Annotated in this window: 20 protein-coding genes and 2 pseudogenes; 16 read left to right on the top strand and 6 right to left on the bottom strand. The window is 63.0% G+C overall.

The annotated features are described in order from the left end of the window. Positions 1 to 26: 26 nt before the first annotated feature. Positions 27 to 1,613, top strand: a complete 1,587-nt coding sequence (locus tag P0645_RS10325) for a sulfotransferase (RefSeq protein ID WP_284164498.1) — start codon at positions 27 to 29, stop codon at positions 1,611 to 1,613. On the opposite strand, the pseudogene P0645_RS10320 reads toward P0645_RS10325, so the two are convergent. The 4 genes and pseudogenes from P0645_RS10320 to P0645_RS10305 all read right to left on the bottom strand — a co-directional run. After that, positions 1,608 to 2,037: pseudogene (locus P0645_RS10320) on the bottom strand (transposase family protein); the annotation flags it as partial. The gene P0645_RS10325 and the pseudogene P0645_RS10320 overlap by 6 nt on opposite strands. 49 nt (positions 2,038 to 2,086) lie before the next feature. Continuing rightward, positions 2,087 to 2,452: a phosphomannose isomerase type II C-terminal cupin domain gene (locus tag P0645_RS10315; protein ID WP_284164497.1), complete on the bottom strand. Its 366-nt coding sequence runs from the start codon at positions 2,450 to 2,452 to the stop codon at positions 2,087 to 2,089. Next, a complete protein-coding gene (locus tag P0645_RS10310; RefSeq protein WP_284164496.1) occupies positions 2,449 to 4,944 on the bottom strand; it encodes an ATP-binding protein in 2,496 nt (831 codons plus the stop codon). The genes P0645_RS10315 and P0645_RS10310 overlap by 4 nt, the downstream gene beginning before the upstream one ends. After that, positions 4,941 to 5,666, bottom strand: coding sequence for a response regulator (locus tag P0645_RS10305; protein WP_284164495.1), 726 nt, complete (start codon positions 5,664 to 5,666; stop codon positions 4,941 to 4,943). The genes P0645_RS10310 and P0645_RS10305 overlap by 4 nt, the downstream gene beginning before the upstream one ends. 249 nt (positions 5,667 to 5,915) lie before the next feature. On the opposite strand from P0645_RS10305, the gene P0645_RS10300 reads away from it, so the two are divergent. From P0645_RS10300 to P0645_RS10270, 7 genes and pseudogenes are all read left to right on the top strand, one after another. Next, positions 5,916 to 6,944, top strand: a complete 1,029-nt coding sequence (locus P0645_RS10300) for an ABC transporter substrate-binding protein (RefSeq protein WP_284164494.1) — start codon at positions 5,916 to 5,918, stop codon at positions 6,942 to 6,944. A gap of 65 nt (positions 6,945 to 7,009) precedes the next feature. Beyond that, complete coding sequence (locus P0645_RS10295) at positions 7,010 to 9,166, top strand: ABC transporter permease (protein ID WP_284164493.1); 2,157 nt, start codon at positions 7,010 to 7,012, stop codon at positions 9,164 to 9,166. A 16-nt stretch (positions 9,167 to 9,182) separates the two neighbouring features. After that, positions 9,183 to 10,250 (top strand): ABC transporter ATP-binding protein, encoded by a 1,068-nt coding sequence (locus P0645_RS10290; RefSeq protein WP_284164492.1) that lies wholly within the window; start codon positions 9,183 to 9,185, stop codon positions 10,248 to 10,250. Positions 10,251 to 10,667: 417 nt separating this feature from the next. Further along, a pseudogene (locus P0645_RS10285) lies at positions 10,668 to 10,916 on the top strand (peptide ABC transporter ATP-binding protein); the annotation flags it as partial. Between the two features lie 49 nt (positions 10,917 to 10,965). After that, positions 10,966 to 11,895, top strand: a complete 930-nt coding sequence (locus P0645_RS10280) for a transketolase (protein WP_284164491.1) — start codon at positions 10,966 to 10,968, stop codon at positions 11,893 to 11,895. Positions 11,896 to 11,907: 12 nt separating this feature from the next. After that, a complete protein-coding gene (locus tag P0645_RS10275; RefSeq protein ID WP_284164490.1) occupies positions 11,908 to 12,912 on the top strand; it encodes a transketolase family protein in 1,005 nt (334 codons plus the stop codon). Next, entirely contained in the window at positions 12,912 to 14,051 is a 1,140-nt protein-coding gene (locus P0645_RS10270; RefSeq protein WP_284164489.1) for a RuBisCO large subunit C-terminal-like domain-containing protein, read from the top strand. Before P0645_RS10275 ends, P0645_RS10270 begins: the two co-directional genes overlap by 1 nt. Before the next feature lie 73 nt (positions 14,052 to 14,124). Here P0645_RS10270 and P0645_RS10265 read toward each other — a convergent pair whose 3' ends face one another. Beyond that, entirely contained in the window at positions 14,125 to 15,078 is a 954-nt protein-coding gene (locus P0645_RS10265; protein ID WP_284164488.1) for a sugar-binding transcriptional regulator, read from the bottom strand. Between the two features lie 103 nt (positions 15,079 to 15,181). Between P0645_RS10265 and P0645_RS10260 the strand changes: the two genes are divergently transcribed. Genes P0645_RS10260 through mtnA form a run of 3 tightly spaced genes read left to right on the top strand, consistent with a single transcriptional unit; the run spans position 15,182 to position 18,369 of the window. Beyond that, positions 15,182 to 16,024, top strand: coding sequence for a purine-nucleoside phosphorylase (locus P0645_RS10260; protein WP_349775079.1), 843 nt, complete (start codon positions 15,182 to 15,184; stop codon positions 16,022 to 16,024). Further along, positions 16,021 to 17,346 carry an amidohydrolase family protein gene (locus tag P0645_RS10255; protein WP_284164486.1) on the top strand — a complete coding sequence of 442 codons (1,326 nt, stop codon included), beginning with the start codon at positions 16,021 to 16,023 and terminating at the stop codon, positions 17,344 to 17,346. Before P0645_RS10260 ends, P0645_RS10255 begins: the two co-directional genes overlap by 4 nt. A gap of 6 nt (positions 17,347 to 17,352) precedes the next feature. Further along, positions 17,353 to 18,369, top strand: coding sequence for an S-methyl-5-thioribose-1-phosphate isomerase (gene mtnA, locus P0645_RS10250; protein WP_284164485.1), 1,017 nt, complete (start codon positions 17,353 to 17,355; stop codon positions 18,367 to 18,369). Between the two features lie 121 nt (positions 18,370 to 18,490). Here the strand turns inward: mtnA and P0645_RS10245 are convergent, their stop codons facing one another. Continuing rightward, complete coding sequence (locus tag P0645_RS10245) at positions 18,491 to 19,369, bottom strand: LysR substrate-binding domain-containing protein (RefSeq protein WP_284164484.1); 879 nt, start codon at positions 19,367 to 19,369, stop codon at positions 18,491 to 18,493. A gap of 106 nt (positions 19,370 to 19,475) precedes the next feature. Here P0645_RS10245 and psrA point away from each other — a divergent pair, with 106 nt between their 5' ends. The 5 genes from psrA to phnE (P0645_RS10220) all read left to right on the top strand — a co-directional run bounded on the left by psrA (position 19,476) and on the right by phnE (P0645_RS10220) (position 24,059). Beyond that, a complete protein-coding gene (psrA, locus tag P0645_RS10240) occupies positions 19,476 to 20,585 on the top strand; it encodes an iron-containing alcohol dehydrogenase PsrA (RefSeq protein ID WP_284164483.1) in 1,110 nt (369 codons plus the stop codon). A gap of 80 nt (positions 20,586 to 20,665) precedes the next feature. Next, the gene (locus P0645_RS10235; protein ID WP_284164482.1) at positions 20,666 to 21,562 is read left to right on the top strand and encodes a phosphate/phosphite/phosphonate ABC transporter substrate-binding protein; all 897 of its coding nucleotides are present in this window, start codon (positions 20,666 to 20,668) and stop codon (positions 21,560 to 21,562) included. Positions 21,563 to 21,626: 64 nt separating this feature from the next. Continuing rightward, complete coding sequence (gene phnC / locus P0645_RS10230) at positions 21,627 to 22,379, top strand: phosphonate ABC transporter ATP-binding protein (protein WP_284164481.1); 753 nt, start codon at positions 21,627 to 21,629, stop codon at positions 22,377 to 22,379. 1 nt (position 22,380) lies between these two features. Further along, on the top strand, positions 22,381 to 23,202 hold the full coding sequence (gene phnE, locus P0645_RS10225; protein WP_284164480.1) for a phosphonate ABC transporter, permease protein PhnE: 822 nt from the start codon (positions 22,381 to 22,383) through the stop codon (positions 23,200 to 23,202). Between the two features lie 11 nt (positions 23,203 to 23,213). Beyond that, a complete protein-coding gene (gene phnE, locus P0645_RS10220; protein ID WP_284164479.1) occupies positions 23,214 to 24,059 on the top strand; it encodes a phosphonate ABC transporter, permease protein PhnE in 846 nt (281 codons plus the stop codon). Positions 24,060 to 24,218: the final 159 nt, after the last annotated feature.

The following is a 24,218-nucleotide window of genomic DNA, read 5'->3' as shown; positions in this document are numbered from 1 at the left end:
TGGAATGAATTCGTGAAGGGAATCTCATGAACAATGACACGCCCAAAAAGGTCTTCGTGCTGGGTGACTCCAGAACCGGGACCACGTCCATACATAAGTTTCTTCTCGCGGCGGGCTACCGGTCCATCCACTATTACTTTAAAGAAAGTGGCGTAAGTCAGAATCCGGGCGCCGAGCAACCGATCGAGATCGGCATGGCTGAAAACTGGCAGCGTCTGAGGGACTTCATTGACACGTCTGATTATGATGCGTTCTCCGACTACCCGACGAGAAGCTATTACAAGGAATTGATAGAAACCTACCCCGATGCCTTCTTTATACTTTCAAGCCGTGAAAGTCTTAATGTCTGGCAACGCAGCATGACGGAGTTCATGACAAAGTTCGGCTTTAAGCTCGATATTCCGAGGCTGTCAGAAATCCATGTTTCACTGAACGAGAGAATTCGACGACTGGCTTCCGCCAAAGGGGTGCGGTTCCTTGAAATCAATATCGACAACAGCAGCCGAGAGAATTCACTCATTCTCTCCAAGTTCCTGGGCCTCGAGGAGACCATTCAATTGGGGCGCGAGAATGCCAGTAAATCCTATGATTTGCGCCTGTGGTCGTCCAGATCCACAATGTTCGACATGACTGATGGCGATGTCATCACCTATGCCGAAAGATGCTGCGCGCCTCACAAGGGGATGTTGAGCGAGTATGGCTGGGTTTTTCTGGTCAATGATAGTTCTGATTTCTTGGAATACTTGTATGGCAAGAAAAAGTGGACTGAAGAGCAATTGGGGCGCGCGATCGAGACACTGAAAGCTCGGCGCACAGCGTTGAATCAGAGCGGCCGACAGTACCTAAAGTTCGTGATACCGGAGAAGTCGGCTGTTTATCCGGAATACCTACCAAAGATTTTCCGCGGAATGCAAATTGATGAAGGGCGACCTGCACAGAGAGTCATGGACGCAGGGGTGCCGGGCTACAGCTACCTTGCGGATGTATTTCGCGATGCTAAATCGCTTGGATTCCTTTACTTCAAGGGCGACAGTCACACGAACTGGCTCGGCGCTTTCTTGGCATATCTGCATATTGCCGAGCATCTGAATGCGAGTCTGGCTGACGGAAAGAAGAAGACTCCGATAAGCTTGTCGCAGTTGACGCCTAAACTCGCCGGATATGAGGGGGATATTGCCAGCCAAATGCCTGAGGATCAGGCGCGCATCGTTAAGACGACATGGAAGCCGATATCTCCCGGGAAGCCCTTCGAGTACACAGTTTGTTACGAGCTTCCGGATGACCTACGCAGCGCTCGGAGGGTTGCCGGTGATGTGGAGTATGAGAACAATCTCGGCGAAAGGCCGCTTTTTGTATTCGAGAACGATAACGCGAATTTGCCCAGAGCGGTGATCTTCCGTGATTCGACATCGGATTTCATTGTGCCGCTCTTGGCGGAGCACTTTTCGCGAAGCGTTTTTATTTGGCACAAGGGGCAAGTCTACGAAGACATAATAGAACGGGAGAAGCCGGACGTCGTCTTGCATATTATGGCCGAACGATTCTTTACCGAGTACAAGGCATTTCCAGCCTTGTCGAAGGTTCTTCCCACCGGTTCCGGCCCGACGTCATGATGACGACCGGCGGCGCCAGAGGCGGATCGACGCCATACTGATGCAGCCGAGTGGGCTTTCGGCGGTCTTGTCGTAGCGGGGCGGGGACGCGGCGGGCATTCTTCAGCTTGTTGCATCAGCGCCCGACCAAGATCCGCGGCCGGTAGAGGGCGCGATCGACGGCCACGCGCCGCCTGCTGGTCTTTCGCATCCGGATGACCGGCACGACAGTGCGCGTCGCCATGGTGTTGCGGCCGTTGTCAGCCTTATGGGCCCGGTCGGCGAACAGGACGGAAGGCGCGGGCAGGCTGTTGACCATGACCAGATCGATACAAGGACAGTCTGCTGCCTGTCGCGGCGCGATCTCTGGTCTCCTGGGCGGGTCTGCGCCCCTGGCGCGGAGTTCCCCTTTTGCGGACGCTGGCTGATGTTGGGCGCGGCCCACCTTCGCTGGTGCGCTTGAACCAGTGGTGCGGTGGGTCGGGGTTTGTCCGCTACTTCCGCGCGAAATCGTCATCGATCCGGACGATATCGTCCTCGCGGAGTTCGGTGCCGAATTGCACTTCGACGAAGACCAGTGGCGCGTCGCCGTCATTGGCGATTCTGTGTTTGATCTCTTTCGGAATGTAGATGTGGCTGCCGCGATCCACCCGGATCGTGTCCCCGCCGATGGTGACCTTGCCACGGCCTGCGACCACGACCCAATGCTCGGACCGGTGGTTGTGATACTGCAGCGACAGGCGCGCGCCCGGATTGACGTCGATCCGCTTCACGACATAGCCGGGATCGGTCTGCACCACCTGCCAGCGGCCCCACGGGCGGATTTCGGCCTGTCCGGCGCGGTAGGTTATCTCGGTCATTCATGGGTCTCCTGTTCATGTATGCGGGTCGCAACGATTGGTGCCAGAGCAGCCGCGGTCGCCGGTTTGGGTACCATCGCGATCCGCGCACCAAACCGGTGGAGCAGCGGATGATCCGGGGGCACATGCCCGGAAACGACGATGGCCTGCGCACTGGACGAGCGCTTGAGGAACGTTTCGGCCAGTTCCCAACCGGAGTGTCCCGCCTCGAGATTGAGGTCGGTGACAAGAAGGTCCGGTGTTTCGCCAGCCTCGAGCAGGTCGAGCGCTTGACGGTAGCTCGACGCCATTTCGGTCTGGCAGCCAAGCGACGTCATCGCGCGCGCTGTTGCCTTCAGTGCGGCAGGTTCGTCGTCGACGGCAAGACACAGCCGGTTCCTCCCCACCATCGGCACGGGCGCCTCCCCCGCAACGATCGGCAGATAGAGCGCGACCGAGGTGCCTTCGCCCGGCGCCGAGGTGATCTGGATATCTCCGTCCGACTGGCGGATGAAACCGTAGACCGTCGACAGGCCGAGCCCGGTGCCGGTGCCATCGGCACGCGCCGTGTAGAACGGCTCCATCGCATGGCGCAGAACCTCGGGCGCCATGCCTGGTCCGTCATCCCGCACAGTGATCCGGGCGCAAGCGCTGTCGGTTTCGCTCAGGCTGACGCAGACCTGCCCCTGACCTTGGATCGCCTGGTTGGCATTCAGGCAGAGGTTCAGGATGGCACTTTCCAGCTGCCCGGGGTCGACGCGGACGTGAAGCGGTGCCTTGGCCGGGTGAACCGTCAGCGTCACCTCGTCGCGCATGGCAAAGCCGATCAGATCTGTCAGCCCTTCCATCAAACCGTTCAGCTCGACGATCTCGGGCTCCAGATGCTGCTTGCGGGCGAAGACCAGAAGCCGCTGGGTCAGCGCGATGCCAATGTCCACGGCATCGCGGATCCGGTTGCGAACAGCATCGCCTTCGCCACTCGGGTCCGGTTTCCAGAGCTGGAGCGACCCGGCTATGGTCGACAGGATATTGCCGAAATCATGCGCCACCTCGCCTGTTACCTTGCCAAGGCTCTCGATGCGCTGGATCTGGGCGAGGCGCTCATCGATCCGGCGCTTTTCGGTCGCATCCGCGAAAAGCCAGACCGATCCGCCAGCGGGAAGCGAGTTGCGCCGCGCCTCGACGACGAATCCGTCGGCGCTTTGCCAATCGCCATCGCCCGCCCCTTCGAGGGACGAGGCCACACGCAGTTCGTCAATCACCGGGCGCCGGGAAAGGATGGCGGGATCAATGCGCAGCACGCGCGGCAGGCTCGGGTTGGCGACCAGCAACCGGCCGTCCTCGCCCATGATGGCGACGCCGTCGCTGATATTGCCGAACACCCGTTCGAAAAGCGCATTCTTCCGGGCAAGCTGACGGTTGGAGCGGTCGAGCCGCAGGGCATTGGCGCGGAAGGTGCGGAAGGCGTGGAAGAGCTTGCCGATTTCGTCGCCGGACCCCTCTCCGCGCGGCAGACGGCTGGTACGGTCCCCAGAGGCGAGCCGCATCATCGCATCTGAAATCGCGGCAAGATTGCCCGTGACGTAGCCTGAAACGAAAAGCGCCGCCACCACGGCAATCGCGACGCTGGTCAGGGCCGCGCCGATCACGGCAAGACGCGCCACGGCAATTGTCGACGACGTGGCGTTTCGTTCCTGCGACAGCTTTGCCTCTGCCGCCGCGACGACATCGGCACTTGTTTCGCTCAGCGCTTCAGTTGCGCGACGGATGCGGAAAAGCGCATTCTGCCCGGCGAGACGCTCGCTAAGCTCGAGGCGTCTTGTCGTGAACAGTCCCTCGGGGCCGGATACGAGGCTGATGACAAGACTGAGTGCGTCTTGCTGGGCCGGATCAAGCAGATCCGGCTTCACTGCGGCCATCTGCTGATGGTATTCGCGCTGGAACTCGCCGGCGGCGATCAGGCTTTCGGCCCGGCCCGCACCGATGACGGCACTTGCAAGCCTTTGCAGTTGCAGCCAGCCGCGCCGGACCGCAAGCGGCGCTCCTGGATCGGCGGTCGCAAGGGCCACCCTGCGCTCCAGCAGCGACAGTGCAGCCACCTGCCTGAGGCCCTGTTCGCGCGCTTCGGTCATCCGGCCGGTCGCCGCCACGAGATCCCCGACAGCGATGTCCATTGCGGCAACCGCGCCCGATACGTCGCCTTTTCCGCCCGACATACTGCGTATTTCCGCAATCGTCCGGCTGATCGCCTCGGCCTCTTGCCGGACACGGATCAGCGAGGGGAGATTGAGAAGATAAGGGGCCGAGGCTGCCAGACCCGCGGAACGACGCGACAGCTCCAGCGCATTGGCGACTTCGGTCAGCGTATCGCGGTGCAGGGCCTCAAGCCGCGCCTCGGCCCGCGCCAGCGCGATCATCGCGACAATGCCGACGATCAGGGTCGATGCCGCCAGTGCAGCAAGCGCAGTCCAGAGCCTGCCACGCACGCTCCAACGAGGCGCCGCGGCCCTCATCCTTCCTCCGAACCAAGGGCGAAAAGATAGCCCTGCCCGCGCCGCGTCTGCAGATGGACGGGTTTTGACGGAACAGGTTCGATCTTGCGCCTGAGCCTCAGGATCAGCACGTCGATCGTGCGGTCGACATAGCTCGACAGATCGCTGCCCAACTCTTGCAGAAGCTCTGTGCGCGGGATCACCCGGTCTGGATGGCGCAGGAAGTATTCCAGAAGGCGGTATTCGCCGTTTGTCAGCGCGATCTCATCGCCTTCAGCGTCAAGGAGCTCGCGTTTCTGCAGGTCAAGGCGCAAATCTCCGAAACGGATGGCGGCGTCTGAAACAGGCCTCGGTGCCGTCATGCGGCCAGTGCGGCGAAGTACGGCGCGGATACGGGCAATCAGTTCGCGCGGGTTGAAGGGCTTCATCACATAATCGTCCGCGCCGACCTCCAACCCGATGATCTTGTCGATCTCGTCGCCCCGCCCGGTCAGCATGATGATCGGCAGATTTCCCCTCGCGCGCAGGTCCATCGCCAGCGACAGACCGCTTTCGCCGTTAAGCTTGAGGTCGATCAGCGCCATGTCCAGCCCATCCGCCCCATGTGCCCCGAAGGCGGCGATCCCTTCGAACGCGTGCGCCTCGAACCCGTTCTCGGTCAGAAGCGCCGCAACGGTTTCACGCATGTTGGCGTCATCGTCGATGACGGCAATCACAGGGGTCTGGCTGTCGGTCTCGGCCATCGGCGTTACGGGTCTTGTCCGGTTTTACAGGACTATGGCACGGTTTTGCCGACCCTACCTTCGGTTTTTGGTTTGCTTTGTTAAGTGGCAAACGCGCAGCCTGTAACATTGTTAACCGTTTCGCCGCCTCGTGTTAGCACTGTTTACCAAGCCCTGCTCGCCTACCGGAGCGTCTGTTTCGCATCATGACCGCACCGGCCGCAGACCCGTCCAGAGGAGACTTGCGGTGCGAACCCAAGGGAGGAACATGTGAACAAATTCTCTTCGATCAGCCTTGCGGCTGTGCTGGCCGTTCTGGCCGCCCCCGCCTTTGCCGATGAACTGAACGTCGTCTGTTCGAACGAACAGGATTGGTGCGATCTGATGGCCTCGAATTTCGAGGCGGCGACCGGTATCGACGTCGCCATGGTCCGCAAATCGACGGGTGAAACACTGGCGCAGGTGCGTGCAGAGGCGGGCAATCCAAAGATCGACGTCTGGTGGGGAGGCACGGGCGATCCGCATCTGATCGCTGCGGCTGAGGATCTGACCGAGGCGTCGGGTGCCGACACGTCGGCGCTTTTGCCCTGGGCGGTGAACATCGCCGAGATCTCCGGCGGCAAGACCATCGGCATCCATGCCGGGGCGCTGGGGATTGCCTATAACGCCGACATTCTCGCCGAAAAGGGCCTGAAGGCTCCGGCCTGCTGGAAGGATCTGGCCGATCCCGCCTACAAGGGCGAGATTCAGGTCGCCAATCCGAATTCATCGGGCACGGCCTATACCGAACTCGCGACCCTCACCCAGCTTTTCGGCGAGGATGAGGCTTTCAAGCTTCTGGCCGAGATCGGGGCCAATGTGAACCAGTACACCAAGTCGGGTTCAGCCCCGTCCAAGGCGGCGGCGCGCGGCGAGACCACGATTTCCATCGGTTTCATGCATGACATGGTGAACCTGCGGAAGGCGGGTTTCCCGCTGGAGATCGTCGCCCCCTGCGAGGGGACCGGTTACGAGGTTGGTGGTGTTTCCGTGATCAAGGGGGCCAAGAACCCCGAGGCCGCGAAGAAATGGGTCGATTTCGTCCTTACTGCCGAGGCGCAGCAGGCCGGTCTTCAGGTCGGCGTCTACAATGTCCCCTCGAATTCCGGCGCGTCGCTTGACCCGGATTCGCCCGACCTCTCCTCGATCAAGCTGATCGACTACGATTTCGCCACCTATGGCGCATCGGACACCCGCGAGCGGCTTCTGGCGCGCTGGGAAGCCGAGGTGAAGGGCGCTGGCGGGGCGGTCGAAGAGTAAGCGCGGAAGCGGGTCGCATCGGCGGCCCGCCTTTCCCGGTGCGGGACAATCAAGGATAGCGAACGATGAAGCGGACGGCGGGGCTCTGGCTCCTGATCGGGCTTGCGGGCTATGCGCTCCTGCCCTGGTATATGGTGTCGGGCGGGGTTTTCAGCCTCGGCTGGATGAACGAAATGACCGGTACGGGGGCTGCTCCCGCCCTTTTGCAGGTCGTTCTCCATGGTAAATGGTGGCTGTCCGGTCCGCTTCCGGCCTTCGCCGCCGCCGCGCTGGTGCTTGCGCTTGTGCATGGGCAGACAGCCATGGCACGCGGGCTCATCATCGCGGCGGCGGCGGGGCTCGGATTTTTGATTGCCGAGGCGCTCCTGATCCCCGGTACGGCTGCACGGTTCGGCTGGATCGCGGGCGAGGGTCAGCCCGGCATGGGGGCCGGGGCTTTCGTCACCGCGCTCGGGCTCCTCATGATCCTGACCACCGGTATTTCCGGCCTTGGCCGGGGGCGGGGCGACGCGTTCGTGACCGGCCTGATCGGCCTGATCGTGGCACTGGTCGCGACCTTCGTATTCTACCCCGTCGCCCATGTCCTGATCCGCGCCTTCGAGATGAAAGGCGGCGCGGGGTATGGCATCTCGGAATTCTTCGGCCGTTTCTTTTCTGCCGACCTCTGGGGGCTTGGCTGCCTGACCGGCGCCGAATGCGGCCCGGCCATCAATTCGCTGATCCTGGCTGTGATGACCGGGGCGGGGACGACCGCGCTCGGCCTTGCCTTCGCGCTGATCTTCACCCGGACCGGGTTCCGGGCCAAGCCGCTCTTGCGGGTCCTGACCATCATCCCGATCATCACGCCGCCCTTCGTCATCGGCCTTGCCCTGATCCTTCTCTTCGGTCGCGCGGGCACGGTCACCGAATTCTTCGCCGACGCCTTTGGCTGGGAAAAGACCCGCTGGCTTTACGGCTTCGGCGGCATCTACCTCGCGCAGATGCTGTCCTTCACCCCCATCGCCTTTCTCGTCCTGATCGGCGTGGTCGAAGGCGTCAGCCCCTCGATGGAGGAGGCGAGCCAGACGCTCGACGCAGACCGCTGGCAGACCTTCCGCTATGTCTCGCTGCCATTGATGCGGCCGGGGCTGGCCAATGCCTTCCTTCTTGGCTTCATCGAAAGCCTTGCCGATTTCGGCAACCCGCTGGTGCTGGGCGGCAATTTCAACGTGCTGTCGACCGAGATTTATTTTGCCATCGTCGGCGCGGTCGCCGACCCTGCCAAAGCTGCCATCCTGTCGATCGCACTTCTGGTCATGACGCTTGGCGCCTTCCTGATCCAGCGCCGCTGGGTCGGCAAGAAGTCCTACGCGACCGTCACCGGCAAGGCGGATTCCGGGCGCCATGCCGCGCTCAACCCGGCGCTCCGCTGGGCCTGCTACCTGACCGCGCTGCCCTGGGCCGCCTTCACCGCCGCGATCTATTCGATGATCGTCTTCGGGTCCTTCGTGAAGCTCTGGGGCTATGACCATTCTTTCACGCTGGAGCATTACATCCGCGCCTTTTCGGTCTCGTTCGCCAACGGCGTCCGCTTTACCGGCTCGGCCTGGGACAGCTATTTCACCACGCTGACCATCGCCGGCATTTCGGCCCCGCTGACGGCATTCGTCGGCCTTGCCACGGCCTATCTTCTCGTGCGCCAGAAATTCGCGGGCAAAGAGGCGTTTGAGTTCTCGACCATGCTCTCTTTCGCGATCCCCGGCACGGTGATCGGCGTCGCCTATGTCATGGCCTTCAACTTCCCGCCGATCGAGCTGACGGGAACCTCGGTCATCCTCATCCTCGTCTTCGTCTTCCGCAACATGCCGGTCGGCGTGCGGGGCGGCATCGCCGCCATGTCGCAGCTGGATCGCAGCCTCGACGAGGCCTCGCTCATGCTGGGCGCGAACAGCTTCACCACCGCCCGCCGGGTCATCGCGCCGCTTCTGGGCCCCGCGATCCTGGCCGCGCTGACCTACAGTTTTGTCCGCGCCATCACCTCGGTTTCGGCCGTCATCTTCCTTGTCTCGGCGCGGCACAACATGGCGACATCCTTCATCGTCGGCCGCGTCGAAAACGGCGAATTCGGCTTTGCCATCGCCTATTCGGCGGTGCTGATCCTGACGATGCTCGCCGCAATCCTCATCCTTCAACTTCTCATCGGCAAACGCCGCCTGCGCCGGGCGGATCGTGTCGAAGCCTGATCATCGGAGACCCCAGATGCTGAACAAGACCCAAAAAGGCTCCGTCCGTTTCGAAGACGTGGTGAAACGCTTCGGCGAGGTGACGGCGCTGAAACCGCTCAACCTCGACATTGCCCCCGGCACTCTGGTCACCCTTCTCGGGCCTTCGGGCTGCGGCAAGACCACGACGCTCAGGCTGATCGCGGGGCTGGAAAGCGCGACCGAGGGCCGCATCCTGATCGGCGGGCATGATGTGACACATCTGTCGGCGACCTATCGCAAGGTCTCGATGGTGTTTCAGTCCTATGCGCTCTTTCCCCATATGACGGTGATCGAAAACGTGGCCTACGGCCTGACCGTCAAGCGGATGCCAAAGGCCGAGGCCCATGCCCGCGCCGAAGAGGGGCTGGAGATGGTCGGCCTTGCCGGTTTCGGTAAACGCCTGCCATCGGAACTCTCTGGCGGTCAGCAGCAGCGCGTGGCCGTCGCCCGCGCCATCGTGCTGGAACCCGAGGTGCTGCTGCTGGACGAACCCCTGTCGAACCTCGACGCGAAACTCCGCCGCCATGTGCGCGAGGAAATCCGCCAGATCCAGCAGCGGCTGGGCCTGACGGCGGTCTATGTCACCCATGACCAGGAAGAGGCGATGGCGGTCTCCGACCGGATCATCGTGATGAAGAATGCCGAGATCGCTCAGGAAGGCACACCGCGCGACCTCTACGAACGCCCGGCAAGCGCGTTCATCGCCGACTTCATCGGCGACGCGAACCTCTTGCCCTGCGAGGTGACAGAGCACAGCGACGGTGGAACGATCATCCGATTGGGCGAAGAGATCGTGACGCTTCCAGCCGCGACGGCGCCGATCGGAATGGCGTCGCTGGTTCTGCGGCCCCATCAGGTGCGCATTTCACGCACGCCCGAACCCGGCAGCTTTGCCGCAGAGGTCAGCTATGCCGCCTATCTGGGAAACCAGATCCAGTACACGCTCGCGAGCGAGCTGGGAGAGGTCTTCGCCGTCCTGCCACCACACGCCGAACCGTTTCGCACGGGCGACAGCGTATTTGTCGTTGTCCCGGCTGCGAAGGCGGGACTTGTAACAGCCTAGCGGACCATCGGCTCAGAAGGGATTGGTCGTACTCGCGCCCTCGCACAACTGCAGGCATCGAGAAACCTCCCCTCGGGCCAGGCCGCGCGCGCGTGATAGGCGCCTGTGACAGTGGGGTCGAGAACGGTCGCGGGTTTTCGAGGCCGGCAGGTTGCCCGCATCCGCCGCATCGACAAGGCCGAATGTCGATGTCTGACAGATCGGCATCGTGTGCGAAAAGTGACGGTCATCATGCTCTGCGACATGGCTGAGAAGGGTACTGGTACCTGAGTTCGGTCGCATGGGCAGCCGCGCTTTCCGTGCTTGTTTGGCAAGATTACGCTTGACTCGCCGGAGTTGATGTACTTTTGGTAATTACTAAAACATTTGTCAATGCGATCGCGAAGCGGGAGAGCGTTATCAAGATCAAGGTGAGGGCTGTTTGACGAAATCACATTGGCGCTGGAACCCGAACTGGCGGGCGAGGTGCTCGATGCGGTGCGCGAGCTGAAGTCCGCAGGCATGACGATGGTCATGGCCACCCATGAAATGGGCTTTACCCGGGAGGCGGCCGACAAGATCTGCTTCCTCGACAAGGGAACGATCGTCGAAGCGGGTCCGCCAGAGGCGATCTTTTCGGCACCCGCGCATGGCAGAACCAAACAATTCCTGCGCCGCGCTCCTTGAACCCCGGTAGAGTTTGACAATCCTGATAGATGACCAGGGAGGACATCGTTTGCTGACGAACGCCCGAACGACCGAGGACGTGGCGCTGGGGATCCGGCGCCGGGTCTTCGAACATACGATCCGCAACAATGGCGGTTATCTTTCACAGGCCTGCTCGGCGGCCGAGCAGCTGGCCTGGCTCTATAACGAGGAACTGAAGCTTGGTGCGCCGACCTTGCCGATGATCCCCAGGCCCTTCGCCGGTGTGCCGTCGGCGTCCAACTCCGATTACCACACCGGGGCTGGCTATAACGGCCCCGCGGCTCCGGAGTTCGACCGGTTGTTCATTGCCCCTGCCCATTATGCTCTGGTCGCCTATGCGACCCTGATCGAGGTTGGCCGTATGGCGCCCGAGGGGCTGGAGATGTTCAATCAGGACGGCTCGTCGGTCGAGATGATCGGGGCGGAACACAGCCCGGGCATGGAGGTGCATAACGGCACGCTTGGCATCGGGCTTTCGACCGGCGCGGGGCTGGCCTGGGGCCGCAAGCGCCGGGCCGAGCCGGGGCGGACCTGGGTTTTCATGTCCGACGGCGAGGTGCAGGAAGGCCAGACCTGGGAGGCGGTTCAGGCCGCCGTTCATCACGGGATCGACAATCTTCTCGCGATCATGGACGTCAACGATCAGCAATGCGATGGCGCAATGTCCTCGGTGATGGAGGTCGGCGATATCGCCGCCAAGTTCCGCTGCTTCGGTGCCGCCTGCGCCGAGATCGACGGCCACGACCTGACCGCGATGCGCGATGCGGTACGCGAACCGCATGAAGGCCGCCCGCTGATCATCCTCGCCCGCACCTCGCCCTTCCATGCGATGAGCGCCCTACAGGAACGGTTCCCGCGCCTGCATTATGTGCGGTTCAAGTCCGAGGAGGAACGAGCCCGCATGAACCTGTCCATCGCCGCCGAGCTTGGCGTCGATCCGATCGACGACCGGCACTGAGAGGGTCTGAGCATGGTTGAAATGGTAAACCGGCCCTACGCCCGCGCGTTCGAAGCCTATGCGGCGGGCAACCCCGATATCCTCTGCCTGTCGGCTGACCTGACCTCGTCCTGCGAGGTGGACGGGTTTCGCGACCGGCACCCCGATCAGTTCCTGTCGATGGGCATGGCCGAGCAGAACATGATGAGTTTCGCGGGCGGGCTGGCGCTGGCGGGGTTCAGGCCCTTCATTCACACGTTTGGCGTCTTCATGTATCGCAGGCCCTATGACCAGCTCATGGCCTCGGTCGCCTATCCGCGCCGCAAGGTGCGCCTGATGGGCTTTCTGCCCGGCATCACGACGCCCGGCGGCATGACCCATCAGGCCATCGAGGATATCGCGGTGATGCGCTCGATCCCCAATATGTCGATCCTTGAAACCGGCGACGCGACCGAGGTCGAAAGCATCTGCGAGGCCGCCGACAGCATCGACGGCCCGGTCTGGTGCCGCATCCTGCGCGGCTCGGTGCCGCGGCTGTTCGACACGCCGATCCGGGTGGGCGAGATGCGGGTCCTGTCGGAAGGCAGCGACATCCTTGTCGTGACGTCCGGCATCACCACCGAAGAGGCCTTGCGTGCCCGTGTGGCGCTGTCGCGCGCGGGTCTTTCGATCCGCCATCTGCACCTGCACACGATCAAGCCGTTCGACGCGGCCCAGCTTCTCGATCACATCGGGTCGGTCCGCCACGGCGTCGTGACACTGGAAAACCATGTGACCGAAGGCGGCATCGGCAGCCTGGTCGCCGAGACGATGGCCGATGCCGGGGTGGGAAAGCGCCTGATCCGGCTGGGGCTGAAGGACACCTACGCCCATGGCGGTTCCCGCCCCTATCTGATGCGCTACTACGACCTTGACGCTTTGGCGCTGGTGCGGGGGATCGAGGGGCTTGTGGGGCAGGATTTCGGAATTGCCGAAGAGCATCTAGACGCCGCCCGCGTGGAGGATGTCCATTCCCTCGTCAAGGCCGAGGCGCTTTGATGGGAGCGCGCTTCACAGTCACCTACCGGCTCTTCGCCCGCTCCCGCGAAGACGCCCGGGCGCGCGCGGAGGGCATCGCTCTTGAACAGACCGTAGAGGTCCCGCGCGACGTCGTTTCCCCCGGCTATGTCGAGGATGAGATCCTTGGACGTGTGACCGGGCTTGAGGCAGAGCCCGATGGCGCCACCTGGCTTGCGCGGATCAGCTATTCGTCTGACGCGGTCGGGAATGAGCTGACACAATATATCAACGTGATCTTCGGCAATTCCTCGATCCAGAAGGGCATCAAGGTGGTGGGGATCGAGCCGGGGGCGGAGATGGAGCGCCGCTTTCCCGGTGCGCGGTTCGGCGCGTCGGGCATCCGGGCCCTGACCGGGCGGCAGTCGGGCGGTTTCGTCTGCCCGGTGATCAAGCCGCAGGGCTCTGACACGGCGCATTTCGCCCGGCTCTGCCATGCAACGGCGCGCGCAGGCGCGGATATCGTGAAAGAGGATCACGGCCTTGCCAACCAGCCCGCCGCCCCTTTCCGCGACCGTATCCCGGCCTGCGCCGACGCGGTGGCGCGCGCCAATGCCGAGCGCCAGGCCAGGGGCGACACGACGCGCGCGCTCTATTTTCCCTCCATTCTCGGCCACGGCGACCGGGTGCGGGAGGACGCGTTCTTCGCCAAGGAGGCCGGCGCCGACGGGGTCCTGATCATCCCCGGCATCCTTGGCTTCGACACGATGAACCGGCTTGCGCAGGACGAAGGCTTCGGCCTGCCGATCATGGCCCACCCGGCGCATCTTGGTCCCTATGTGTTGTCGCCCGATACCGGTTACAGCCACGGGATGATGTTTGGCACGATGATGCGGATCGCCGGGGCCGATATCTCCGTCTTTCCCAATCACGGAGGCCGCTTCGGTTTTTCCGAAGCCGAATGTGCCGGGATCGTCGCGGATTGCCGTGACGGGAATGGCCCCGGCCGCCCGATCCTGCCCAGCCCCGGCGGCGGGATGAGCATGGACCGTTTGCCCGACATGATGCGGCTTTACGGGCCCGATTGCGTCTACCTCCTCGGCGGCTCGCTCCTGCGCTATGGCGACAGGATCGGCGACGCCATCCGCGACATGCGCGCCGCCCTTGATACCGGCGCCTGAAGAACGCCATGCCGCCCGACAGCACCGCAGTTTTCGCGATCTGCGCCGCAGTCATGCCGAAGGTTGCGGGCCATCAGCTCGCCTGATCAGGGTCCATGAGGTCGCGGCCGAGATCGGCCGCGACCGAAGTGGTCACGACCAGATGGCTGACATGACCCCCGGCAATCGCCGCTTTCAGTGCAGGCACCTTGTCTCTAGCCGAAACAAGGCAAAGCCGTTTCTCGATCCGGCGGAAATCGTCCAGCTCCATCGCCACGAGCCGACGATTGTACGAACAGTCGATTTCAGCGCCGTCAGCGCCGATCATGCGGGCATTGACCTGCGCGACGGCGCCTCGCGACATCAGCAGCAAGAGTTCTTCGGGCGACACCGCGCCGCTTTTCACGACGTGGCTTTCGGGTCCGCAGCTTCCGACCGAAAACAGGGCCAGATCGCAGTCGCGAAGCCGTTCCAGCTGATGCCTGACCGTATCTTCCTGCCTGATCGCGGTTGCAAGCTCCTCCGAGGACAGCACCAGAGGCGCATAGAGGTTCTCGCCAAAGGCCCAAAGGCGGCGCGCCATTTCAAGCGTGCAATAGTCGGGCCGGTACTGGAACGAGGTGCCGAGGTTGCCGCACATCTGGACGATCGACAGGCCGGGGACTTCGGTCATCGGCAGGGCATCGACCATGGCGAACACGGTTTCGCCCCAGGCCAGCCCCATCAGGCTGTCGGGCTGGACGAGGTCGAGAAGGACCATGCCGGCGGCCTGGGAAAAATTCACCTCGGGCCCATCGCTTCCGTCCGGGACGACCCAGACCATCTTGAGGCCAAGCCCGTCTTCCAGCCGCCGTGCGAGCACGTCATCCCGGAACAAACCAGCCGGAACGCGGATCGTCACCGCACCGATATCGCGGGCGCGCTTGAGGTAATTGATGACGGTCGCGCGGGACAGCCCTAGCGCTTCGGCAATGTCCTCCTGCCGCATGCCCTGGATATGATAGAACCATGCCGCTTTATGGATGACATGTTCCTGGGGTGCACGCATGGACAACCTCGCCTGTTTGTTCCGTTATGTCGGCGATGCGGGACAACATCAATGTGCTTGCATCAAATGCAACATTTGTTATTAACAATAACATTAGTCACAAATGCGGGCGAAGATGCAACGGAACGCTTTGGACAGGGCAGTCGACCATATTCGAGGCGTTTTCCCGGCCCGGCCTGAAATTGCGCTTGTGCTTGGGTCAGGTCTCGGTCCGCTTGCGGACCGCATTGAGGGGCCGCGCATTCCTTACGGCGATATCCCGGGCTTTCCGGTCTCGACCGCGCCGGGCCATGCGGGGCGTCTGTGTCTGGGGCAGCTTTTCGGGCGCACGGTGGTCGCCATGCAGGGCCGCGTCCATATGTATGAGGGCTACTCCCCGGCCGAGGTGGTGTTCCCGACACGGGTGATGGCGGCGCTCGGGGCGCGGACGGCGGTCTTTACCAATGCGGCGGGCGGCATCGGCGCCGGGTATTCTGTGGGTGAACTGGTGCTGATCGAGGATCACCTGTCGCTGGCCATGGCCGCCGGGATGGACCCGACGCGGGGTCCGCAGGACGACGCGCCGGGGCCGCGCTTCACCTCGCTCAACAAGGCCTATGACCCGGAGCTTCTGGCGCTGGCCGAGCGGCTGGAACCCGGGCTGAAGCGGGCGGTCTATGCCCACAATGTCGGGCCGAGCTTCGAGCCCCCGGCACTGATCCGGTTCTTCGCGGCGATGGGCTGCGGCCTTGTCGGCATGTCGACCGTGCCCGAAGTGATCGCCGCGCGGCAGGCGGGCCAGAGGGTATTGGCGCTTTCGGCCGTGACGAACATCGCGGTTGCGGACGTGTCGGACGCGCATGTCACGAACGAAGACGAGGTTTGGGAGGCGGTAAAGATCGCCCAGCCCAGGCTTCTTTCGTTGATGGAACGGCTGATCCCGGCGTTGCCGAAGGACATGACATGACCGGATTTCCCGAAAAGGCCGACCTGATCATTCGCGGCGGCCATGTGCTGACCATGGACGCCACATTCTCCGACCATCCCGACGGCGCCATCGCGGTCACCGATGGCCGGATCGTCGCCGTGGGACCATCGGTCGAAGCCGCCGGGGCATCGGCGGCGACCGAGATCGACGCGCAGGGCACGATCGTCATGCCCGGCCTGATCAACACCCATTGCCACGCCGCGATGACCCTGTTCCGAGGGCTGGCCGACGACCGCGACCTCGACGGGTTCCTGCAACGGGTCTGGGCTGCCGAGGCGGCTTTCATCACGCCTGAAACCGTCGAGCTGGGCGCGACGATCGGCGCGGCCGAGATGGCGCTTGGCGGCATCACCCATTTCACTGACATGTACTGGCACCCCGACGCGACAATTGCGGCGGCAAGGCGGATCGGCCTGTCGCTGACCACCGGGCCGGTCTTCATCGGCTTCGACGGGATCGACGGCCTGCCCTGGCCGAAGCGACTAAAGGCGGCGGACGACTTCCTGGCCCGTCATAGGGACGCGCCCGACCTCCAGCTTATGGCGATGCCGCATTCCTGTTACACGCTCGATGCGGGCAAGCTGGCGGAAGTGGTGGCGCTGGCCGACCGTCACGGCTGCCCCATCCATATCCACGGCGCTGAAAGCCCCTCTGAAATGGCGCTGGTGGCCAGCCAGCACGATGGCGCCCGCCCGATCGGCGTCTTCGACCGGGCTGGCCTTCTGGAGCACGCGCCGCTCATCGCGCACGGCGTGCATCTCGACGATGCAGAGATCGCGCGGATCGCCGCGACCGGCGCGGCCATCAGCCACAACCCCCTGTCGAACGCCAAGCTCGCCTCGGGCACGGCGCGGGTTGCCGACATGATCCGCGCGGGCATTCCCCTGTCGCTGGGCACGGACGGCGCATCGAGCGGCAATGACCTCGATCTTTGGAAGGCGATGCGGCTTGCCGGTTTCCTGCAGGCGCTCGCCACCGGCAATCCGGCGGCGCTGCCTGCGCGAAGGCTCGTCGAAATGGCCACGTGCGGCGGGGCGAGGGCCTTGCGGCTCGGGTCCGAGACCGGGTCGCTGGAAACTGGCAAACGCGCCGACATTGCGGTGATCAGCCTTGACGCCCCGCATATGGTGCCGGTCTTCGACCCCTATTCGGCGCTGGCCTACTCGGCGGGGCGAAACGACGTGCGTGACGTCATTGCGCGGGGCAGACCGGTCGTGCGCAATCACCGGCTTTGCACCGATATCGCGGCTGAGATCGCTGAAACCCGCCGGTTTGCGGAGAAGATAAAAGAGAAAGCCTGAGAAACCATGAGCTTTCGCGCCATCGAGTGGATCGACGATGATGCCTGCCTGCGCCTGATCGACCAGAAGGCGTTGCCGACCGAGATCCGTTATCTCGACCATGCCACACCCGCAGAGATTGCCGCGGCGATCGAGGATATGACCGTTCGCGGCGCACCCGCCATCGGTGTGGCCGCCGCTTTCGGCATGGTGACGGCGGCCCTGAAGGGTCTCGATCTTGCCGTGTCGGACAGGGTCCTGCGCGCCTCCCGCCCGACGGCTGTGAACCTCTTCTGGGCACTCGACCGGATGAAGACTGTCTGGGCCGCAGCCGCAACCGCGCCCAATATGGCCGACAGACTTCTGGCCGAGGCGCGGGCCATCGAGGCGGAGGATATCGAGGTCAACCGCGCCATTTCGCGCCATGCGATGACGGTGGTTCCCGAAGGCGAGGTCACCTTCTATCACCATTGCAATACCGGCTCGCTCGCCACTGTCGGCCTGGGCACCGCGCTTGGCATCATCCGCACCGCGCATGAGAGCGGGCGCAGGACTTTCGCCTATCTCGACGAGACAAGGCCAAGGCTGCAAGGGTCCAAACTTTCTTCCTTCGAACTGATGCAATACGGCGTGCCGCATGCGATCGTCGTCGATGGCGCCTCGGCGCATGTGATGCGGACCCGCAAGGTGGACATGGTGGTGGTCGGGTGCGACCGGGTGGCGGCCAACGGCGATACCGCGAACAAGATCGGCACTTACAACCTTGCCCTCGCCGCGGCGGATAACGGCGTGCCCTTCTACGTCGCGGCCCCCACCTCAACCATCGACCTGTCGACGCAAACCGGCGACGATATCGAGATTGAGGAACGGTCCGCAGCGGAGGTTGTCGAGATTGGCAACACACGGAGCGCTCCGGAAAATGCGCCGGTCTTCAACCCCGCCTTCGATGTCACCCCGGCGCGTCTGATAACCGGCATCATCACCGAACGGGGCATCGTGCGGGCGCCGTTCGCGGACGGACTCGCGAGGCTATTGAAGCGGTAAGACGAAACACCCACTTGCTGTGACAATCGCGTCGGCGATACGAGTTCCACATCTTCTCAGGCCAAGATGGCGAGCAAACGTCAGGAAGTGGAAGTCGCAAGGAACGGATCCCGAAACGCGGCTAGCGCGTGCCCTGCTGCAAGGTGCCAAGCGAAATCTCTGAGAATGCCTTTATCAGGCGCGCATCCTTTCTCTCGCTCAGAAAGGCAATGAAATACCTGGTGCGGATCGTGGCGTCATCAATATGGACCACTTTCATCCTGGGATGCGGGATGTATTCGAAATCCGCGACGAAACCCATACCCAGCCCCTGCTCCACTGCTTTCCAAACGCCCTCGCGGCTGCCGATGTCAAGCACGACATCGATCTCGATCCCGCGTTCAAGCAGAACCTTCTCGACCGCCATGCGGGTGGTCGACCCCTTTTCCCGCCGGATGACGCGCTGTCCTGCCAGCTCCGTCAACGAAATGCTTTCGCGATGGTAGAACGGGTGGGTTTCGTTGACGAAGACCACGACCTCGTGTTGCCGATAGGGAAGAGTGGTGACGCGCGGGTCGTCGTTGACCTCGGCGATCAGTCCCACATCCGCCTCATAGGCAATGAGGCGTTCGAAGCTGAGCTGGGAGTTGCCGAAGGCGACCGACACGTCGACCATCGGATAGCGGGTCTTGAAGGCGGCGATCAGGTCGGTGGCATGGAAGGGGCCGACGGCCGCGATCCGCAGGCTTCCCTTCTGCAGCCCGACAAAGGCGCTGAGCAGCGCGTCGATTTCGTCCATCTGGTGCTGAAGCTTGCTGGTCAGCGCGAAAAGCTCCTGCCCCGCGAGGGACAGTTTGACCCCCCGCCCGACACGGTGAAAGAGTTCGAGGCCATATCGCTCCTCGAGGTCCTTGACCTGCGCCGACAGCGTGGGCTGGCTGACGTTCTCCGCCTTTGCCGCGGCCGTGTAGCCACCGTGCAGGGCGACGGCGTGGAAGGATCGGATCTGCGTTCCAATCATAGATAATTCCGATCAATGACATACAAACTATATATTTGTTGAATTTCACAAGAAACACCAGAGTTCTTCCAAGGAACTTCGGATACCAGATTTCAGGGGGCAGCCAATGTGGGCCTATAACAACCCGGTGCAGGTCCGTTTCGGTGCCGGTGCCATGGACAGCCTCGCCGATCAGATCAAGGGGCGCCGCTACGCAATTGTCACCTATCCCGAGCCCTACTTCGCCGAGCTTTCAGCGTCCATTGCCGAACGGAGCGGACCCGCCGCGCTGATCGTGGACGACGTCGCACCCAATCCTGACTATAAGCATCTGCTGCCGCAATGCGTACGCTTCGCCGAGCTGGAAACCCAGCCCGACGTGATCGTGGCACTTGGCGGCGGGTCGGTCATAGATTCCGCCAAGGTCTTTGCCGCGGCAGGGGGCAGCTTTTCAAACGTCGCCCGCTACCTGGAAACCGGACAGGGCGCCGATGCCTTCGTCAACACGCCGATCATTGCGGTGCCGACAACCGCCGGCACCGGCAGCGAGGTGACGTGCTGGGCCACGGTCTGGGACGAGGCGCGGGGGAAGAAGTTCTCGCTGGCGCACAGAGATTTGTATCCCGAAGCGGCCATCGTCGATCCGGCGCTGATGCTGGGCAAGCCTTACGGGCTGACGCTTTCGACCGGCCTCGACACGCTGTCCCACGCGCTGGAAAGCATCTGGAACGTGAACGCCAATCCCATCTCGGCCCGCTTCGCCGTCGCATCCGCCAAGCGGATCCTGCGCGACCTGCCCAGCCTTCTGGGCGACTTGCAGAACCTCGACCTCAGGGCGTCGATGGCCGAAGCCTCGCTGATGGCCGGGATGGCATTTTCCAACACCAAGACCGCGATCGCCCACAACATTTCCTACCCGATCACGCTGGGCTGGGGGGTGCAGCACGGCATCGCCTGTTCCTTTACCTTGCCCTCGGTGCTGCGGTCGGTGATCGGGCTGGGCGGCTTCCGCGAAGAGGCGCTGAAAGAGATTTTCGGCGAGGACCTCGGCCGGGGGGCAGACGATCTGGACCGCTTCCTGAACGCGGTCGGGGTCGGTACCCGCTTTCACGATCACGGCATTCCGGCCCATCGCTGGCCCGGCATCATCCGCGACGCTTTCGCGGGCGAACGCGGGCGGAATTTCATCGGCACGCTCGACCGCTTCATGGCGACGCAGGACGCGCTGGCGACATGAACATGAAACACACAGACAATAACGAGAACGGTGCAGGCCAACCGGCCGGAATCCGCGAATGCAAACCAGTGGAGGAGACGATGATCAACAAACTCAAGACCACCTGTTCCGGCATCTGCTATGCCCTTGTTGCCGCGCTCGCGGCCGCCGGCCCGGCCGCCGCGCAGGACTGCAAGGACCCCGAGGCGCTGCGCTTCTCGATGATCCCGACCGAAGAGACGACGCAGGAACTGTCGCTCTACCAGCCGCTTGTCCATCAGCTTCAGGCGACGACCGGCAAGAATGTCGAATTCTACCTGCCCACATCCTATGCCTCGGTGATCGAGGCGATGCTGAGCGGCTGGGTCGATATCGGCATGTTCGGGCCGGAATCCTACGTCATCGCGCATGAAAAGGAGCCGACGATCGAGGTCTTTGCGACCTATGCCAAGAAGAAGGGGCATTTCCAGGTCGAAGGCCCCGGCTATCAGGCGGTTCTGGTCGCCCGCGCCGATACCGGCTATGGCGGCATTCCCGACCTCAAGGGAACCGTTGTTGGCCTGACCGACCCGGCCAGCACCTCGGGCAACCTTCTGCCGCGCGTGCTGTTCGTCGACGAGATCGGCGGGGGGGAACTGGAAGGATACTTCTCCCGCGTCGTCTATACCGGCGGCCATGACCTTTCCGCCGTGGCAGTCATAGAAAAGCAGGTGGATAGCGCCTTCGTCGCGACACACCGGCTGGACAATGTCATCGACCGCGGGCTGGCGAAAGTGGAGGACTACCAGGTTCTCTGGACCTCGCCGCTGGTGCCGCTTGATCCCTTCGCGCTGTCCACGAGCCTCTGCCCCGAACTTCAGGAGAAGATCAAGAGCGCCTTCCTGACACTCGACCAGACCGAGGAAGGCCGCCAGTATCTGGAAAACGTGAACGCATTGAAGTTCGTCGCCATGACCGATGCCGATTACGATGTGATCCGCAAACTGGACGGGAAGTAACGACCGGACCGATGACAACACCTGCCCCCGAGGGTTCGGGGGCAGGCAAGGGGAGGAATGCAACATGACGGTCCTGAAGGTCCGCGATCTTCGCATCCGCTATGCGGACAACCAGCCCGAGATCCTCAAAGGCATCAGCTTCGATGTCGAGGACAGCGACTTCATGGCGATCATCGGGCCGAGCGGCGCGGGCAAGTCCACGCTGATCCGCTGCATCAACCGGCTTGTGGAACCGACTTCCGGATCGATCGAGCTCTTCGGTCAGGATGTGCTGGCGCTGAAGGGAACCGCGCTGCGGCAATTGCGCCGGAACGTCGGCATGATCTTTCAGGAATTCAACCTGATCAACCGCATGTCGGTGATGGACAATGTCCTCTCGGGCCGCCTCGGCTATACCGGTAACCTCCGCAGCCTCTTCCGCGCCTTCCCGCAGTCCGACATCAGCCGCGCGCTGGCGCTTCTCGACCGGGTCGGCCTGTCGGACCATGTGAACAAGCGCGCCGATGAATTGTCGGGCGGCCAGCGCCAGCGTGTCGGCATCGCCCGCGCGCTGATGCAGCAGCCGAAGCTCCTGCTTCTGGATGAACCGACCTCGGCGCTCGACCCCAAGATCTCACGCGAAGTGATGGGGCTGATCCGCGAAATCGCAAGCGAATTGCGGGTGCCCGCGCTGTGCAACATCCACGATGTCCAGCTTGCCAAGGAATCCTGCAACCGGATCATCGGCCTTCAGGACGGCTACAAGAAATTCGACGGCGAGACGGGCACCCTGCGTGACCGCGACCTTGAGGAAATCTATGCGATGGAGGTCCTCTGACATGGCCAGCCTCGACATCGACATTGGCCGGGTCGAAGGCCAGCGCGCGCTCGTGCGTCAGCGCCACCTGAAGATGGCGGCGATCTGGGCGGTGGTGTTCGCCTTCCTCGCCTGGTGCTTTCACGGCACCATCATCCAGGACACAGACTGGAGCCGGATCGGCGGCGCGAATGGTGTCCTCGGTTCCCTTGGCCGCTTCCTCGCGCTCGATTTCAGCCTTCTGCCCGAGCTTGTCATCCCGACGATCGAGACCTTCATGGTCGCCTGCGTCGGTACGGTCCTCGGCTGCTTCTTCTCCCTCCCGGTGGCCTGGTTCGGCGCCGCGAACGTGACGCCGAACCGCTTTTTCTTCTATCCGGCCGGCCGCTTCTTGATGGTGCTCAGCCGCTCGGTCCATGAGATCATCTGGGCGCTGATCTTCGTCAGCGCCGTCGGCCTTGGCGCCCTGCCCGGTATACTTGCCATCGCGATGCGGTCGGTCGGCTTCATCTCCAAGATCACGGCCGAGGCCATCGAGAACATCGACAAGAAGCCGGTCGAGGCGATCCGCGCGGTCGGCGGCAACGACTTCCAGGTGATGTATTACGGCATCCTGCCGCAGATCTATCCCGTGGTGCTGGCCACGGTGATCTTCGAATGGGACATCAACATCCGCCGTTCGGCCGTGATGGGGCTGGTGGGCGCGGGCGGGCTGGGCCTGACCTTCTTCCGGCAGATGAACAGCTTCAACTACGGCGGCGTGACGATGGTGATCCTTGCCATCCTCCTGCTGATCGTTCTCGGCGAGGTCCTGTCGCACTTCCTGCGCAAGGCCGTGATCTGAGGAGCAAGGGAATGACCATGACAGAAACCAATCCCGGACCGGCGCCCGATAGCGGGCAAACCTGGTCGCGCTACGGTGCGACGGGTGCCGCCACACGCCATGCCACGCTTCTGGCCGTCCTCGTCTTCCTCGGCTACTCGCTCCACTTCCTGAATGTCGATCTCTCGCGGCTTCTCGGCACCTTCTCGGGGGTGTGGCGGGTCGTGTCCGACCGTTACTACCCGCCTGAAATCGCCTATGTCGCCAATGCGGGCTATCTGGGGGCGATCCTCGACACGTTGCAGATGTCGTTCCTCGGCGGTTTCATCGGCGTCGTCTGCGCCATTCCGTTGGCCTGGTTTTCTGCGTGGAACGTCACGCCAAGCCGCCGCATCCTTTTTCCGCTCGGGCGTCTCGGCGTCATCTCCAGCCGTGCAATCCATGAGACGATCTGGACCATCCTCTTCGTCTCCATCCTCGGGTTCGGTATGCTGGCCGGGGTAAGCGCGCTGACGATGTTCTGCATCGGGTTTGCCGGAAAGCTTTTTGCAGACGAGATCGAGGCGGTCGACATGGGCCCGGTCGAGGCGATGCGGTCGGCCGGCGCCAGTGATCTTCAGGTGTTTGTCTGGGCGGTGGTGCCGCAGGTTCGCGTCGCCTTCACCGGCATCGCGATCTACACCTGGGACGTCGCCTTCCGCGCGGCCACGGTCGTGGGCTTCTTCGGCGGCGGCGGCATGGGCTGGTATCTCAAGCGCAACATCCAGCAGCTGGAAAACACCAAGGTCTCCGCGATCATCCTGTCGATCATCGCGATGGTTCTGATCGCCGAGGTCTTCTCGGGCTGGGTCCGGGCGCGGGTGAACAGGGCGAAATGACCGGCGATCCCGGTTGACTGTCATGCGGTTCCGGCAGCGGCCGGACCGAACAAGGAAGGACTGAGAATGAACATGCAGAACCGCGGGCCTGTTATGGCGAATGACCGCGCCTATCCCTGGCCGAAGGTCCCCGCCGTGGCGATCTGTCTGGACGGGTGC

The organism is Frigidibacter sp. SD6-1 (assembly GCF_030143255.1).
GTDB lineage: Bacteria > Pseudomonadota > Alphaproteobacteria > Rhodobacterales > Rhodobacteraceae > TMP-24.
Note: the sequence above shows the minus strand (reverse complement) of the source record. Positions and strands in the feature narration are given on the sequence as shown.